Consider the following 16,969-nt stretch of genomic DNA (forward strand, 5'->3'; position numbering starts at 1 on the left):
CTCCAATCGGCGTTGCTCTTACAGGTCGATCAGCATCCGGGTCGGATCTTCGATCGCTTCCTTGATGATCTTCAGGGCGGTCACCGCTTCGCGACCGTCGATCAGACGGTGATCGTAGGACAGCGCGATATACATCATCGGGCGGATGACGATTTCGCCATTCACCACGACCGGGCGATCTTCGATGCGGTGCAGGCCGAGGACAGCGCTCTGCGGCGGATTGATGATCGGGGTCGACATCAGCGAACCGAAAACGCCGCCGTTCGAGATGGTGAAGGTGCCGCCCTTCATGTCGTCCATCGTCAGCGTGCCGTCCTTGGCGCGCTTGCCGAAATCGGCGATGTCCTTTTCGATCTGCGCGAAGCCCTTGTCCTGCGCATCGCGGATGACCGGAACGACCAGACCATTGGGAGCGGACACGGCAACCGAGATATCGACATAGTCGTGATAGACGATCTCATCGCCTTCGATATAGGCGTTGACCGCTGGCACGTCCTTCAGCGCAAGACAGGCCGCCTTGGCGAAGAAGCCCATGAAGCCGAGACGGATGTCGTGCTTCTTGGCGAACATGTCCTTGTACTTGCCGCGTGCTTCCATGACGGCCGACATGTCGACGTCGTTGAACGTCGTCAGCAGCGCGGCATTGTCCTGCGCACCCTTGAGACGCTTGGCGATGGTCTGGCGCATACGCGTCATCTTGACGCGTTCTTCACGGCGCTCGCTCGCGGCCGATGCCGGTGCGGATGTGCTTTCAGCCGGCTTGCTGCCGCCCGACTTCTTGGCTTCCGCCGCAGCGATCACGTCTTCCTTGGTAAGGCGGCCGTCCTTGCCGGTGCCCTTGATCGTGGAAGGATCGACACCGTGTTCCAGCACTGCGCGGCGCACGGCAGGCGAGAGCGTTTGCGAACTGTCACCGTCGGTCGCTTCCTTGGCCTGAGCCGGCGCAGCCTTTTCGACGTCCGCGTCCGGTTTGTCCGCCTTGGGTGCGTCGTCGCTATCACCGGAAGATTTTGCCGGAGCGTCGCCTTCTTCGATCACCGCGATCACTGCATTGACTTCGACCGTGTCACCGACGTCGACCTTGAATTCCTTGATCGTGCCGGCAACGGGGGAGGGCGCCTCCACCGCGACCTTGTCGGTTTCCAGGCTGATGATGGGTTCATCGACGGCGACCGCATCGCCGACTTTCTTCAGCAATTCGCCGACGGTCGCCTCGGTGACGGATTCACCCAGCGTAGGAACTTTGACTTCGGTGGCCATATTCTTGCTTTCCCGAATTACTTGCAGTCGCTGCGGACATTGGGCGCCTGACCGTTGAGGCCGAGCGCGATATTGACGAGGGCTTCCTGCTGCACCTGATGGCGGCTGGCGTAACCCGTTGCTGGCGAAGCCGCCACTTCACGGCCGGCGTAGCAGGGGCGCATGCCGGATTTGCCCGCAGCCTCTGCAGCCTCTTCGATCAGACGGTCGACGAAGAACCATGCACCGTTGTTCTTGGGTTCTTCCTGACACCAGACGATCTGTTCGAGGTTCTTCATGCGTTCGAGGCGAACGGCCAGCGGTTCCCCCGGGAAGGGGTAGAGCTGTTCGATACGCACGATCGAAACATCTTCCAGTTCCGCTTCGTCGCGGCGCTGCATCAGGTCATAAGCGACCTTGCCGCTGCACAGCACGAGGCGCTTCACCTTCTCGTCGTCAATCTCCTTCATGTCGGACTTGATCCGCATGAAGTGATTGTCCCCCTGGAACTCGCTCGCTTCGGATTTCGCCAGCGGGTGACGCAGAAGGCTCTTCGGCGTCATGATGACCAGCGGTTTACGGAAGTTGCGGAGCATCTGCCGGCGAAGGACGTGAAAGTAGTTCGCCGGGCTGGTGATGTTGCAGACCTGGATGTTGTCGTTCGCGCACAATTGCAGGAAACGTTCGAGCCGCGCCGAACTGTGTTCGGGGCCCTGACCTTCATAGCCATGCGGAAGCAGCAGCACCAAGCCATTGGCGCGGAGCCATTTTGCTTCGCCGCTGGCGATGAACTGGTCGATGACGATCTGCGCGCCGTTGGCAAAATCGCCGAACTGCGCTTCCCACATCACCAGGCTTTTGGGATCCGCCATGGCGAAACCGTATTCGAAGCCGAGCACGCCATATTCGGACAGCGGGCTGTCATAGACCTCGAACTTGCCGTGCGGCAGCGTGGTCAGCGGGATGTATTTGTGTTCATCCTTCTGGTCGATCCACACGGCATGGCGTTGACTGAAGGTACCGCGGCCCGAATCCTGCCCGGACAGGCGCACACCGAACCCTTCGGTCACGAGGCTGCCGAAAGCCAATGCCTCGGCAGTGGCCCAATCAAACCCTTCACCGCTGGAGAACATCTCCTCCTTGGCCTTGAGCACACGGCCAAGCGTCTTGTGGATCGTCAGGTCGCCGGGGATGCCGGTCAGCGTACGGCCGAGGCTGTCGAACAGCTTCTTGTCGATCGCCGTTTCGACATTGCGACGCGCACTTTCCGGATCGGCAGGCTTGTTCATGCCGGACCAGCGACCGCCGAACCAGTCTGCCTGATCGGGCTTGTAGTCCTTGGCCGCCGCAAATTCCTTTTCGAGATGCGCGGTGAACTCGGCGCACAGCCCGTCGGCATAGCCCTTTTCGATCACGCCTTCATCTTCGAGGCGCTTCGAATAGAGTTCGCTGACCTTGGGGTGCCGACGGATTTCGTCATACATCAACGGCTGGGTGAACTTGGGCTCGTCGCCCTCGTTGTGCCCGAACCGGCGATAGCACCACATGTCGATCACGATGTCGCGGCCGAAGGTCTGGCGGTATTCGATCGCCAGCTTGCAGGCGAAGGTTACCGCTTCGGGATCATCGCCGTTGACGTGGAGGATCGGTGCCTGGACGCCCTTGGCCACATCGCTGGGGTAAGGGGAGGACCGCGCGAATTGCGGGCTGGTCGTGAAACCGATCTGGTTATTGATCACGAAGTGCAGGCAGCCGCCGGTATTGTAACCGCGCACACCCGAGAAGCCGAGACATTCCCACACGATACCCTGGCCGGCGAAGGCAGCATCGCCATGAAGCAGAACGGGCAGAACCTGTTCGTGCTGCTTCAGATCGTCGCGGATGGCCTGCTGCGCGCGGGCCTTGCCGAGCACGACCGGGTCGACCGCTTCGAGGTGGCTGGGGTTAGGAACGAGGCTCATGTGAACATCGATCCCGTCGAATTCGCGGTCTGTGCTTGTACCAAGATGGTACTTCACATCGCCCGAGCCGCCGACGTCTTCCGGGTTGGCGCTGCCGCCAGAAAATTCGTGGAAGATAACCTTGTAGGGTTTGCCCATGACATTGGCGAGCACGTTCAGCCGGCCGCGGTGGGCCATGCCGTAGATGATTTCGCGCACACCCTGCTGGCCGCCATATTTGATGACAGCTTCCAGCGCCGGGATCATGGATTCGCCGCCATCGAGGCCGAAGCGCTTGGTCCCGACGTATTTCTTGCCGAGGAACGATTCATACTGTTCGCCGCGGATAACCGCCGCGAGGATGGCGCGCTTGCCCTCGTCGGTGAACTGGATGGTTTCTTCCGGCGTTTCGAACCGTTCCTGCAGGAAGCGGCGCTCGACGGTGTCCGAAATATGCATGTATTCCAGGCCGACATTGCCGCAATAGGTATGCCGCAACGCATCGTAGAGTTCGCCGATGGTTACCCAGCCGAAGCCGAAGACACCGCCGACATAGACTTCCAGATCCTCTTCACCCTCGAAGCCGTGGCCCTTGAGCGTGAGGTCTTCGGGAATTTCCCGCTTTGACAGACCGAGGGGGTCGAGGTTGGCGGCAAGATGTCCTCTGACGCGGAACGTGCGGACCAGCATCATTGCACGATTGGAATCGTCCGATGCTTTCTCGAGCGCCTTGTCGTCGAGCTGTTTTCCGGCCTTTTCGGCAGCCTTGGAGACCACCACGCGCATCTGCGTGGGATCGAGCGCGGCGGTAAGATCCGCGCTGCTGTCGACCACTTCGGTCAACCATGCAGGATTGCTCCAGCTGGGCCCCTGCTGGGGACCTTCCTGGTCGCCCAGCTCGGGCAGGAAATCATGGCTTTCGTTACCCATCCGGGTCACCTTCTTGCGCCGACCAAATGTCGGCTCCTAATGGCAATGCCTCAGCGGCGCGGACGGTCCCGGGGAGGAGGGTGGCCCGCGCCGGGTATCAGGCAAGTTCCTTGAGCAGCGCGTCGAGCGTGGTGCCAAGTTCGCTTGGCGAGGGCGAAACGCGGATGCCCGCCTTTTCCATCGCTGCGATCTTGTCTTCCGCACCGCCCTGGCCGCCCGAGACGATGGCACCGGCATGGCCCATGCGGCGGCCCGGAGGCGCCGTGCGACCGGCGATGAAGCCGACCATGGGCTTTTCAACGCCCTTCTTCGCCATGTGCGCGACGAATTCGGCTGCTTCTTCTTCGGCGCTGCCACCGATTTCGCCGATCATGATGATCGACTTTGTTTCGTCGTCCTTGAGGAAGAGTTCGAGCACGTCGATGAAGTTGGTGCCGTTGACCGGGTCGCCGCCGATACCGACTGCAGTGGTCTGGCCAAGGCCAACCATGGTGGTCTGGTGGACGGCTTCATAGGTCAGCGTGCCGGAGCGGCTGACCACGCCGACGCTGCCCTTCTTGAAGATGGAGCCGGGCATGATGCCGATCTTGCATTCGCCGGGCGTCAGGACGCCGGGGCAGTTCGGGCCGATCAGGCGCGACTTCGAACCCTGCAGCGCGCGCTTGACGCGGACCATGTCGAGCACGGGGATGCCTTCGGTGATGGCGACGATCAGTTCCATCTCGGCATCGATCGCCTCGAGGATCGAGTCCGCAGCGAACGGCGGCGGCACGTAGATGCAGGATGCGGTTGCGCCGGTAGCGGCCTTGGCTTCGCCAACGCTGTTGAAGACAGGCAGGTCGATATGGGTGGTGCCACCTTTACCCGGGGTCACGCCCGCAACCATCTGCGTGCCATAAGCGAGCGCCTGCTGCGTGTGGAAAGTGCCGGTATCGCCGGTCATCCCCTGGGTGATGACCTTGGTGTTCTTGTCTACGAGAATGCTCATGTGTGTCTTTCCTGTTCGGTGTTTTTCGCCGTTCAGGCGAGCGAGCTGTCCAGGCCTTTGCAGGCTTCCAGCAGTTCTTCGACCGCGTCGGTCGATACCTTGAGGTTGCTCTTTTCCTCATCGCCGAGTTCGATTTCGATCACGTCTTCCGTGCCGCCCGCACCGATCACGGTGGGAACGCCGACATAAAGACCGTCGAGACCGTACTTGCCTTCGACGTAGCTGGCGCAGGGCAGGATGCGCTTGCTGTCGCCGAGATAGGCTTCGGCCATGGCGATCGCGCTGGTTGCGGGTGCGTAATAGGCCGAACCATTGCCGAGCAGGCCGACGATTTCACCGCCGCCGCCGCGCGTGCGCTTGACGATTTCGTCGAGGCGGTCTTCCGACACGCCCTTGATCTTGGCCATATCCTTCACCGGAATGCCGTTGATCGTCGAATAGGACAGGACCGGCACCATGGTGTCGCCGTGGCCGCCGAGAACGAAGGCGTTCACGTCCTTCACCGAAACGTCGAATTCCCAGGCGAGGAAGGTGGCGAAGCGCGCGCTGTCGAGCACGCCGGCCATGCCGACGACCTTGTTGTGCGGCAGGCCGGAAAATTCGCGCAGCGCCCAGACCATCGCGTCGAGCGGGTTGGTGATGCAGATCACGAAGGCGTCGGGGCAGTTGTTCTTGATGCCTTCGCCGACCGCCTTCATCACCTTGAGGTTGATGCCGAGCAGGTCGTCGCGGCTCATGCCGGGCTTGCGCGGAACGCCGGCGGTGACGATCACCACATCCGCGCCGGCGATGTCGGCATAGTCATTGGTGCCGGTGATCTTCGCGTCGAAACCCTCGATCGGGCCGCACTGCGACAGGTCGAGCGCTTTGCCCTGCGGCATGCCTTCGGCGATGTCGAACAGGACGATGTCGCCCATTTCCTTCTTCGCGGCGAGGTGGGCGAGCGTGCCGCCGATCATGCCGGAGCCGATAAGGGCGATCTTCTTGCGTGCCATTGGGGGTAGCGTCCTTGTTCCTGCCATGCGGGACAGCGATGTTACCCGGACCATGAATGGGCCATGCATCAAGTGTCCCGCAAAGGAAGCATGGCACCGGTCGATTGCGAGAGCGACCTAGGCGCGCCAACACGGGAATGCAACCGGCAAACGGCACACACAGAAAACTATCTTTGCAAATGGTTCGCAATTGCAATAGACTGGTGGGCTCGGCTCGTTGCGCAAGCTTATTTCAGAACGATAATCCCCTTCTTTCGCGAAGTTGGTCAAGCCGTTCCGTGACTGCGGGTATGGTTGCTTTGTGACAATCCGTCTTCGGCCAGCAGCAACGACGCCTGATACGCCGGAATGGCGCGGCTGAAGTGATATCCTTGTCCAAGCGTACAGCCCGCAAACCGAACACCCTTGACCTGTTCGGTGGTTTCGAGGCCCTCGGCCACGATTTCGATACCGAGTGTGCGGCCCATCTGCGAAACAGCGCGGATGATTGCATCGCTCTTGCGACCGGCCTGCGCGCCCGACACGAAACTGCGATCGACCTTGATCTTCGAAAACGGCCATTGATTTATATAGCTCAGCGAAGAGTAACCCGTTCCGAAATCGTCGAGAGCAAACCGCACTCCGGCACGCGCAAGATCTTCGATGAACATCGCGATGCTCGGGCTGTCTTCCAGAAACACGTTTTCGGTAATTTCAAGCTCGAGACGGTCCGGCGACAGGCCCGCATCTCGGATCGCGCTGAGAATGCCCAGGGCTGCGCCGGGAGCCTTGATCTGCATCGGCGAAAGATTGACCGCGACGGATATATCGTCGGGCCAGGCTGCGGCCGCACGCGCTGCTTCGCCAGTCAGCCAGTTGCCGAGAGTTACGATTGCGCCGCATTCTTCGGCAACCGGGATGAACTGATCGGGAGGAATTTCACCCCTTGTCGGGTGGAACCAGCGCGCCAGGGCTTCGAAACAGCGAATGCGACCCGTATCCAGATCGACGATCGGCTGAAAGTAGACGGACAGTTCATGCCGCGAAAGCGCAAGGCGAAGTTCGGTCTCGATCTTTCGGCGATGGGTCAGGTCCCTGGTCATCGATGGGGTGAAGAATCGAATTTGGGATCGGCCGGCGACTTTGGCCTCATACAGCGCCATATCCGCATGGCGCATCAGTTGATCTGGCATCACGCGATCGTCCGGCATCAAGGCAATGCCGATCGATGCGCCCATTTCCAGGCGTTCCCCATCGACTTGCAGCGGGCGCATGACCTCGCCCAGTAGCGTGCTGGCCATGACCGACGCGGCGTTGCGGTCGGCTATCAGGCAGGCAACGACGAACTCGTCACCGGCGAAGCGAGCGACGATACCGTCTTCGCCGACCAGGGCGGCGATCCGCGCGCCGATAGTGTGCAGAACCTCATCACCTGCTTGATGACCTTTGAGATCGTTGACTTCCTTGAACCTGTCCAGGTCGATCCAGAAAATACCAGCCCGCCCGTCGACATCTGCCGCCGAGATGACGCCAGGCAAAAGGCGGTCCAGCCCAAGACGATTGGAAAGCCCGGTTACCGTGTCGGTCAGGGCAAAGGTTTCCATTTCCGCTGCCAGCGCTGCGCTGCGGTCTGCCGCGTCGAGGGATTCGTGCAAGGTGCGAAAGATGGAGGTGACGATCGAGTACATTGCGGGAAAGAGAAGAGCGATGGTTATCGCAAGACATGCCCCGGCGATCGAACCATGGGTGATGGACGCGATGACGATAGGTGTCGACACCAGCGTCAACTGGCCCAGAGCTATGGCCGGACGCGCGGCGTTGTGCGCGCAGATGCCTATGCCGTAGCCAAGCGCATTCGAAATGATCAGGACCTGCGCCATCGCATCGATGTCGAGCGCGATGGCCGACGCGGCCACGGTGCCGAGGATGAGGCTGAAGCCGAACGCGCCGAACTTGTAAGCGAATTCAAGCTGGGCTGCACTTATCTCTTCCGGGCGCTTTGCCAGGTGACGAGAGTTGACGATCCGCAGGACGGCGATGCTGCTGAGCAGAAAGACGAGAGAATAGAGGAGGGCGCTACTGGACAGATACGCCACGACCGTGCTCGAGATGGTGCAGTTCAGGGCGCCTACTGCGAGCGCCGTGCGCCGGTCGTAGAGTGAGCGAATGAGAGAATTGCGAGCTTTCTCGCTCAACGGATCTCTCGACGACGCATGGGCGACGTACCGCTTCAAATCGAATGACCCGCTTCGCTCACCCATGGCAAAGCGTTTAAGGCGGATCCATCATATTTCAGTTAACGGTAACACGTGGATTTTCCGGAGTTATACGGGGGATATGCTCGCCAGCAACGACTTCATGGCAAGCTGCTCATCAAGGCGTCTGGCCAGCCCGCGATCGAGCGTTCGGCAGATGCCGAGCCACCAGTCGTAACTTTCGGTGTCGTCGGCCGCATGGGCGTGTTCAGCCTGCTGCGCTGCAACTTTCGCCGCGCTCAGCCCATGGTTCGCAAAGTGCTTCAGCGCTGCATGCATCACGCCATCGATAGGGGAAGCGGTGGCGACCATCTGCGCTGCCCCGGCATTGTCGTTCGCCGCGCGCGAGTGCGCTTTGCGAGCCAGTGCCCGGGCAATCGGCGAATGGGCGGTGGAACGTGCGGCAGCGAAATGGACCGGCATGCCATGGTCTCCTCAGGGGGGGCTGGGCTGTTGAACCCCCTCATGGCCGAAGCACGCTAAACTTCGGTTCCGCAGCATGGTTGTAGAGACGTAAAGGATTGCCTTCGTGTTGGCCCGCAAGCCTATTTCTTCCCGGGCTCGTTGATCCATTTGCCTGAATTGGCATACTCCTCGCGAACCCTGCCGGATTGCGGGAGCTTGTCGGCTGGAGGTGCGGCGGCGGGCGCCCCAACGGGCGCATCCGGTTCGGTACTGATACCGATAGCGGCATTGGAGGGAGGGGTAGGCTGTACAGGGCCGGGGACGTCCGCTTCCGCGCGCCGAATGTTGGGGGCGGCAAGCGGCTCCGCGCCGGCATAGTCGTCGGTAAAGGCACCGGCGGTTCCGGCCCCGCCTTTCCAGCGATAGAAACGGTGCGCGCCTATGGCACCGATATAATCGAGGCTGGCGGCCCAATAGGGGTTCACGTAATTGGTGTGGTAATGCGTGGCCAGGCCGACGGGCTTGTAAACCTCGCCCGCCAAGGCACCCAGCGCTACGGATTGGGCCACCGCCCAACCCCGGCGGGAAGGGGTGCGCGCCAGTGATCCGTCGCAGGTGAAGCTGAACTGGCAGCCCGTCTTGCGTTCCGACCCCTGAAACACCACACCGCAGATGCTGGCGGGATAGGCGGGATGTGCAACCCGGTTCAGGACCACCTGCGCCACCGCTTGTTGCCCCGACAAGCTTTCACTGGCGGCCTCGTAATACACTGCCATGGACAGGCACTGCAATGCGCGCGCCTTGTCGATGCCGTTGCCCGTCTGGCGAAATGCCTGTGCCGCTGCACCCGCGCCATGACTTTGTGCAAATTCGACGGTTTCAAGCGTCCCTTCGCTCTTGCGAAGGTCGGCGATATCTGTGGCAAGGCGCGGGGCATCTTCGAGGTAATAGAAAGCCGATCCAGGAAAGCTTTCGCCAGCCGTTTCGAACGGCATGGGCGTCAAAGGCACGCGTTCGTCGCCTAGGCCAATCGCGCTCCTGAAATCGGACCATTCGCCTTGCGCTGCCACGGTCGGAAGAGCGATGGCAGCGCCAAGAATACCGAGGCGGGTCATCAGTTTACGGCGATCCTGCAGTCTGGCGGCCCGGCGCTGGGCGCGCGGCGAGGCGACGTGCAGCGCACGGTCCTTGTCCCCGGCCAACGCTTCCAATCCGCTCAAACTGCGTCCTTCTTTCAGGAATTGCCCATAGCCTATACCCGGTAAGGCCGACAGATGTGTGCGATCGCCATCCCGCAACGGGACGGGATTCGATGGCGCGCTATAACAGCAAAACTTAATGAAGTTGCGTCTTGTGCAACGACACATTGCGCAGTAGTCGGCGCCGCGAGTCACGGGTTGGCCTGTTTCGCGCAGGCCCGAAGAGGGAAGAGGGTGCAAGCCCCTCGCTGCTCCCGCAACTGTGACCGGGGAGGTCCGCTCCACATGCCACTGCGAAAGCGGGAAGGCGGAACAGGGCCGCTGATCCGGGAGCCAGGAGACCTGCCCATGACCGTCGTTCGGCTGCAGGGCGGGGTGTACCTGTAGCAAACGTGGATGGAGCGTTTCGGCTTCCTCCCGTCATGGGCGGCATTTCGTTCATGACAGGAGGTTACGTGTATAAATATCTGCTTTTGATTTCCGCTTCGGCAGTACCTGGCGCAGCGTATGCGCAGACTGCCAGCGAGCAGGCGCTCGAGGAAATCATCGCCGCCCAGGACGAGGCAAACGAGGCTGGCGATCAGCAAGCGACTGTGGGCAGCTATCGCAGCGCGGCCCCGGCCGAGGCGATCATCACGGTCACGGCCAACGGCCTCGGCACCGATCTGCGCAATACCGGCCAGTCGGTCACCGTCATCGGACGTGAAGAGATCGAAACCATTCAGGGTGCCGATCCGGCACGCGCACTTGCGCGCGTTCCCGGTCTGTCGCTGTCGCGTAGCGGGGGTGTCGGTACGGTAACCAGCGTGAACGTGCGCGGCGCCAATCCCGACCAGCTTCTGGTACTGGTCGACGGCGTGCGCGTGGCCGACCAGGCGAGCCCTTCGGGCGGCTTCGATTTCGGCAATCTACTGCTCGGCACAGCCGGCAAGATCGATGTTCTGCGCGGATCGAACAGCACGATCTGGGGATCGGAAGCCGTGGGCGGGGTGATCGACATCTCGACGCGGGCCGAACGCGGCATGACTGCCAGCGTCGAGTACGGCTCGCGAGACACGCTGTTTGCCAGCGCCGCTGCCGGAGCAGGCAATGACAATGCCTTTATCGGCCTGACCGGGTCATGGTTCGAGACCGACGGATTTTCCGCAGCCGCATCGGGCACGGAAGCCGACGGATCGAAGCAATTCGCTATCGGCTCCAGCGCCTTCCTCAATCTGACCCCCAGCCTCGAACTGTTCGCGCATGGTAATTTTGCAGAAGGCGACGTCGAAATCGATGGCTTTCCCGCACCCAACTTCGTCCTCGCCGATACCGACGATACGCAAAAGACTACGCGTTACTGGGGCGATGTCGGCCTTGCCTATTATGGCAACGACCTGACCCTGCGCGCTGCATACAGCCTGTCCGATACCAAGCGCGCCAATCGCGATGGTTCCGGGGCGGAGACTTTCGCCAGCGACGGCCGCTCCGATCGCATCTCGCTGCGCGGTGAATACCGCTTGCTGGGCGGCCTCTCGCTGGCTTTCGGAGGCGATCATGAATGGACCGAGTTTGAAACGAGCTTCGACACGGCCGCCGAAACCGAAATCAGCGGCGCCTATGCGCAGCTCGGCTGGGTGATGGGCCGTCTGGCCGTCCATGGCGGTGCGCGCGTGGACGATCACGAACAGTTCGGCACGCATGTCAGCTTCGGCGGTGATGTGAGCTACGGCTTTGGCGACGACTGGCGCGTGCGCGGTAGCGTGGGCGAAGGCTTCAAGGCACCGACACTGTATCAGTTACTCTCGTTCTATGGGAATACGGAGCTCGAACCCGAAGAAAGCACCAGCTACGATCTGGGCGTCGAAAAAGGGCAGCGGGGGTCAGGTCTGCACCTCGCGTTGACAGGCTTCCGCCGCGACAGCGACAATCTGATCGGGTTCGGCGTTACGCCTGAGAGGCCTTCCGGGGTGTACCTGAACACCGCCCGCGCCCGCGCGCAGGGCATCGAAGCGGAAGCAGGCTTCGATCTTGCACCCGGTCTTCGCCTTGCCGGCATATATTCTTATGTCGATGCGGAGGACCGTACGACCGATCTCGATCTGGCGCGGCGACCGAAGCATTTCGGCACCATTTACGGCGACTGGATCAGCGATTTCGGACTCGGCCTGGGGGCGGATCTGCGCCTCGTGGGTGCAAGCTGGGATAATACCTCCAACACCGTTCGCCTCGAAGGATACGAGCTGCTCGATGTGCGGGCATCCTTCGGCCTGGGCGACAATCTGGAACTGTTCGGCCGCGTCGAGAACGTGTTCGACACCGATTACCAGACGGTTGCGGGATATGGGACGGCTGGCCGCAGCGTCTTCGGCGGGATCAGGGCGAAGATGTGAAACCGCTGCTCGCCGCATCGGTCCTGCTCCTTGCCGCATGTGCGCAGGGCGGGGCCGATGCGCCGACGGCTGGGGCGCGGCCGACCATCGTCAGCCTGAACCCCTGCACCGATGCGATCCTTGCCGATGTGACGGCGCCGGGACAATTGCTGGCGATATCCCATTACAGCAAGGATCCGCGGTCGAGCTCGATGCCGGCGAAACAGGCGTCGCGATACCGCGCCACCGGAGGAACGGTCGAAGAGGTTCTCGCGCTCGATCCGGATGTGGTCGTGGCGGGAAGCTTTATCGCACCTGCAACGCGCGCCGCGCTGGAAGATCTGGGCATGCAGGTCGTGACGTTCGGCATCGCCAGTGATGTCGCCTCGAGCGAAGAGCAGATCCGGGAACTGGCTTCTCTGGCTGGGAATCCGCAAGCGGGGCAGCGCCTTATCGAACGGATCGGAGCGGCGCTCACCGAAGCAGAGGCGCCGGACGGGCGCGCCGTCGACGTTCTCCTGTGGCAGCCCGGCGGAATTGTCGCGGGCGAGCAATCGCTGGTGAGCGACCTGCTTGCCCGTACCGGCTTCACGAACGGAGCGCCGGCCCGCGGGCTGTCCCAGGCCGACTATGTGGCGCTCGAAGATGTGGTTGCCGCGCCGCCGCAGGTGTTGCTGGTTGCAGGCGGCGACCTTGGCCAGCAGCACCCGGTGCTGGACCGGCTGCCGGACATGCGGCGCGAACGCTTCGATACCAGCCTGCTTTACTGCGGCGGTCCGACGATCATCCGTGCCGCTCGCCGACTGGCGGAGATACGGAGCACAATATCGTGAACCGCGCGACTTTGATCTTCGGCGGGTTGCTCATCGTTGCGCTTCCGCTTTCGCTGCTGGCGGGGCGGGTCTGGCTCGATCCCGCCAGCACGCCCAACGCCGCGCTCATCCTTGCAGAGCTGCGTCTGCCGCGCGCCCTGCTGGCCATGGTCGTCGGCGCGGGATTGGGAGCGGGCGGGGCAGCCATGCAGGGCTATCTGCGCAATCCGCTGGCCGACCCCGGTCTTTTCGGGATCGCTCCGGGCGCGGCGCTGGGTGCCGTGGCCGCGCTTTGGTTCGGCTATGCCGCTTCGCCGTGGCTTCTTCCCGCATTCGCCTTGATCGGGGCGGGCGGGGCGATGGCGTTGCTTGCGGCGATTGCCGGACGCACGGGTGGGATCGCGCTGTTCACGCTCGCCGGGTTGATGGTTGCGAGCCTCGCCGGCGCATTGACGGCGCTTGCGATCAGCATGGCACCCAATGCCTTCGCCATGAGCGAAATCGTGATGTGGCTGAACGGCGCGCTGACCGACCGGAGCTGGCGCGAAGTGTGGCTGGCCACCCCGCTCGTGGCGCTGGGCGTGCTTCTGCTCTGGCAGAGCGGGAAATCGCTGGATGCACTTACGCTGGGGGAACCCGTCGCCCGGTCCCTTGGGGTCGAACCCGGACGGCTGCTCTGGCTGCTGATCGTGGGCATAGGGCTGACGGTCGGCGCGGGCGTCGCGGTGGCGGGTATCATCGGCTTCGTAGGCCTCATCGTGCCCCATCTGGTTCGGCCCTTCACCGATAGCCGGCCTTCGCAGCTCATTGTGCCGAGCGCATTGGCCGGGTCCCTGCTGGTGCTGGTCGCGGACAGCGTCGTACGCATATTGCCACTGGTGACGGAACTGCGTCTGGGCATCGCCTTGAGCCTCCTTGGCGCTCCATTCTTTCTCTGGTTGCTGCTGCGCATGCGCAGGGGGCTGGCATGATGCTCGCGGCACGGGAAGTCTCCGTCGACAAGCGTCTGTCCCGCATCTCGCTCGAACTTGCGCCGGGATCGATCACGGCGATCTGCGGGCCGAACGGTGCGGGTAAATCGACCTTGCTCGAGGCGCTTGCGGGCTTGCTGGTGCCCGATGGTGGAATGGTGGCCTTCGACGGGGTGGATGCTTCCACAACGCCACCACGGGACCGAGCAAAGTGTATCGGCTATCTCCCCCAAGCGCATGAGATTGCCTGGGATGTTCCGGTGCGCAGCCTGGTCGAACTCGGGCGCATGCCGCATGGCGATCGCCTGTCCGGGCCGGTCGATGCCGCTCTGGACGCGCTCGACATCGCACAGCTTTCGCATCGCCGGGCGCAATCGCTGTCGGGCGGCGAAACGGCCCGCGTGTTGCTGGCCCGTGTCCTGGCGGGCGAACCGCGATGGATCCTTGCCGACGAGCCGCTGGCTGCGCTCGACATCGCCCACCAGCTCACCCTGCTGCGCCATCTTCGCGATGCCGCCGACAAAGGGGCGGGCGTGGTTCTTGTCCTGCACGATCTGGCGCACGCCATGAACCACGCCGACCGGGTGGTCGTGCTCGATGCCGGCGAACTTGCCGCCGATGGCAGATGCGAAGACGCGCTCGACCCACGAGTGATCGAGCGCGTCTGGAAAGTTCCCGTCCGATGGATCGGCGAACCGAACCACCGGGCGTTGATCAGCGGCTGATTATCCGGCTGTATCTGCCGGCAGCGCGCCGTCCGATACTTCGCTGTCCGCAGCTTCGTTGCCCGGGACAAGGCCCCGCGCTTCAAGCATCGGCGTGACGTCCGGATCGCGTCCGGCAAAGTTCCGGAACATTTCGAAGTAATCCATCGTGCCACCGGTGCTCAGCACTGTTTCGCGATAGTGGTCGCCATTCGCGCGGGTAAGACCCCCGTTTTCCATGAACCACTTGCGGCTGTCGCGGTCGAGCATTTCGGTCCACAGATAGCTGTAATAGCCTGCCGAATAGCCGGCCGGTCCGCTGAAGATGTGGTTGAAATAGGTCGAACGGTAGCGTGGCGGAACCAGGTCGATTTCAAGGCCGAGTTCTTCGAGCGACTTGCGTTCGAATTCGGTAACCTTGGCTGGCGTGTTGATCGCTTCGGCCTGTTCCTTCGACAGGGCCGCCCACTTCATGTCGAGCAGTGCCGCTTCGACGGTTTCACCGAAGTCGTAACCCTGGTTGAACTTCGCCGCCGCTTCGATCTTGGTGATCATTTCGGAGGGGATCGGCTCGCCCGTGCGATAGTGCTTGGCATAGTTGGACAGCACTTCGGGGTAGGTCGCCCAAACCTCGTTCACCTGGCTCGGATATTCAACGAAGTCACGCGCCACGGCGGTGCCGGACAGGCTGGGATAGGTCTGGTTGGCGAAGAAGCCGTGCAGAGCATGGCCGAATTCGTGGAACATGGTGTTCACATTGTCGAAGCTGACCAGCTGGACTTCGCCCGTTGGCGCCTTCGGAATGTTCAGCACGTTGTAGATCACCGGCTTGGTGTTCCACAGCTTGCTCTGATCGACGAAGTTGCTCATCCAGGCGCCGCCGCGCTTGGACGGGCGTTGGAACGGGTCGAAGTAGAAGATGCCCAGTTCGCTGCCATCGCGGTCGAACACGGTGTAGGTCCACACATCGGGGTGATAGACCGGCAGGTCCGTGCGGCGTTCGAACCTAAGGCCGTACAGCTTGTTCGCGGCATAGAACACACCGTCTTCCAGCACCTTGTCGAGCTGGAAATACTCGGTCATCGCGTCTTCATCGAGGTCGTAGCGAGCTGCCTTCACCTTGTTGGCGTAGCGATACCAGTCCCACGGCTTCACTTCGAAATTGCCGCCATCGGCCTTGATCGCTTCGTCAAGCATGGCTGCTTCGCGCCGCTGCGTTGCGGCGAGGGCAGGTACCATGCGTTCCATGAAGCCAAGCGCGGTGGCAGGCTTTTCGGCCATGCGATCCCACATGGCATAGGTTGCCCAGTCGGGTTCGCCGAACAGCGATGCCTTTTCGGCGCGCAGCGCTGCAATCTTGGCCACCAGCGGACGGGTATCGATGTCGGTGGTGCCGTCTGCACGGTGATAGGAAGCCATGAACAGCTTCTCGCGCGCGGCGCGATTGGTCATATTTGGCAACAACGGCTGCTGTGTGGTGTTCTGCAGCGCAATCGCATATTTCCCGGGATGGCCCTTTTCGGTGGCAAAATCGGCGGCAGACTTGATGTCGGATTCCGAAAGGCCAGCCAGTTCTTCGCGTGTATCGAAGATGACCGGCTGATCGGCCATGGCTGCGCGTGCTTCCTGGCCGAATTCGGTCGTGATTTCTGACAGCTCGGAATTGATTTCCTTCACCCGGGCACGCTGTGCGTCGGTCAGCAGGGCGCCGGCGTGAACCATGCCTTCATAGGTGTCTTCGAGCAGCTTGGCGTCTTCGCGCGTCATCGCCATTGCGGCGCGATTGTCATACACGGCTTTCACCCGGGCGAAGAGCTCGGGGTTGAGCGTGATGGAATCGGAATGTGCGGTCAGCTTGGGGCTGATCTCGGTGTTGATCTCGTCCAGCCGGTCGGTCGTGTTCGATCCGGTCAGGGCGAAGAAGACGGTGGCGACGCGGCCCAGCATCCGGCCCGACTTTTCGAGCGCAACGATCGTGTTGGAGAATGTCGGCGCTTCGGGGTTGTTGATGATGGCATCGATTTCAGCCTTGTGGATCGCCATGCCCTGCTCGAACGCGGGGATGTAATCGTCTTCGGAAATCTTGCTGAAATCGGGCGCGTGGAACGGCAGGGTGCTGTCGGACGCGAAATATCCGGTTCCCTGCGGTATGTTTGCGCCCGCGGTGTTGGCGTCTGCCATGGTTTCGATTTCTCCGCCCG

12 protein-coding genes and 1 riboswitch are annotated in these 16,969 nt (G+C 62.1%); of the genes, 4 read left to right on the forward strand and 8 right to left on the reverse strand.

Translation table 11 applies throughout. The features are described from left to right. Positions 1-18 precede the first annotated feature (18 nt). The 7 genes from odhB to KYK83_RS03855 form a co-directional block, all read right to left on the reverse strand. The gene (odhB, locus tag KYK83_RS03825; RefSeq protein WP_222827241.1) at positions 19-1,260 is read right to left on the reverse strand and encodes a 2-oxoglutarate dehydrogenase complex dihydrolipoyllysine-residue succinyltransferase; all 1,242 of its coding nucleotides are present in this window, start codon (positions 1,258-1,260) and stop codon (positions 19-21) included. Between the two features lie 17 nt (positions 1,261-1,277). After that, on the reverse strand, positions 1,278-4,109 hold the full coding sequence (locus KYK83_RS03830; RefSeq protein ID WP_222827242.1) for a 2-oxoglutarate dehydrogenase E1 component: 2,832 nt from the start codon (positions 4,107-4,109) through the stop codon (positions 1,278-1,280). 97 nt (positions 4,110-4,206) lie between these two features. Further along, positions 4,207-5,097, reverse strand: coding sequence for a succinate--CoA ligase subunit alpha (sucD, locus tag KYK83_RS03835; protein WP_103023228.1), 891 nt, complete (start codon positions 5,095-5,097; stop codon positions 4,207-4,209). A gap of 32 nt (positions 5,098-5,129) precedes the next feature. Then, positions 5,130-6,092 (reverse strand): malate dehydrogenase, encoded by a 963-nt coding sequence (gene mdh, locus KYK83_RS03840; protein WP_222827243.1) that lies wholly within the window; start codon positions 6,090-6,092, stop codon positions 5,130-5,132. A 266-nt stretch (positions 6,093-6,358) separates the two neighbouring features. Further along, positions 6,359-8,266 (reverse strand): putative bifunctional diguanylate cyclase/phosphodiesterase, encoded by a 1,908-nt coding sequence (locus tag KYK83_RS03845; RefSeq protein ID WP_248284246.1) that lies wholly within the window; start codon positions 8,264-8,266, stop codon positions 6,359-6,361. Between the two features lie 129 nt (positions 8,267-8,395). Further along, a complete protein-coding gene (locus KYK83_RS03850; protein WP_222827245.1) occupies positions 8,396-8,749 on the reverse strand; it encodes a hypothetical protein in 354 nt (117 codons plus the stop codon). A gap of 122 nt (positions 8,750-8,871) precedes the next feature. Next, positions 8,872-9,951, reverse strand: coding sequence for a cell wall hydrolase (locus tag KYK83_RS03855; RefSeq protein ID WP_248284247.1), 1,080 nt, complete (start codon positions 9,949-9,951; stop codon positions 8,872-8,874). 157 nt (positions 9,952-10,108) lie between these two features. Continuing rightward, positions 10,109-10,294: riboswitch (cobalamin riboswitch) on the forward strand. 91 nt (positions 10,295-10,385) lie between these two features. Here KYK83_RS03855 and KYK83_RS03860 point away from each other — a divergent pair. The 4 genes from KYK83_RS03860 to KYK83_RS03875 are packed head-to-tail and all read left to right on the forward strand — an operon-like array spanning position 10,386 to position 14,789. Next, complete coding sequence (locus KYK83_RS03860; protein ID WP_346729410.1) at positions 10,386-12,302, forward strand: TonB-dependent receptor plug domain-containing protein; 1,917 nt, start codon at positions 10,386-10,388, stop codon at positions 12,300-12,302. Next, positions 12,299-13,114, forward strand: a complete 816-nt coding sequence (locus KYK83_RS03865) for an ABC transporter substrate-binding protein (protein WP_346729411.1) — start codon at positions 12,299-12,301, stop codon at positions 13,112-13,114. Before KYK83_RS03860 ends, KYK83_RS03865 begins: the two co-directional genes overlap by 4 nt. Continuing rightward, entirely contained in the window at positions 13,111-14,064 is a 954-nt protein-coding gene (locus KYK83_RS03870) for a FecCD family ABC transporter permease (protein ID WP_222827247.1), read from the forward strand. Before KYK83_RS03865 ends, KYK83_RS03870 begins: the two co-directional genes overlap by 4 nt. Then, positions 14,061-14,789 (forward strand): ABC transporter ATP-binding protein, encoded by a 729-nt coding sequence (locus tag KYK83_RS03875; RefSeq protein ID WP_346729412.1) that lies wholly within the window; start codon positions 14,061-14,063, stop codon positions 14,787-14,789. Before KYK83_RS03870 ends, KYK83_RS03875 begins: the two co-directional genes overlap by 4 nt. Here KYK83_RS03875 and KYK83_RS03880 read toward each other — a convergent pair whose 3' ends face one another. After that, on the reverse strand, positions 14,790-16,949 hold the full coding sequence (locus KYK83_RS03880; protein ID WP_430299032.1) for a M3 family metallopeptidase: 2,160 nt from the start codon (positions 16,947-16,949) through the stop codon (positions 14,790-14,792). It lies immediately after the preceding gene. Between the last annotated feature and the right edge of the window lie 20 nt (positions 16,950-16,969).

Source organism: Qipengyuania pacifica, assembly GCF_019857205.1.
Taxonomy (GTDB): Bacteria; Pseudomonadota; Alphaproteobacteria; order Sphingomonadales; family Sphingomonadaceae; genus Qipengyuania; species Qipengyuania pacifica.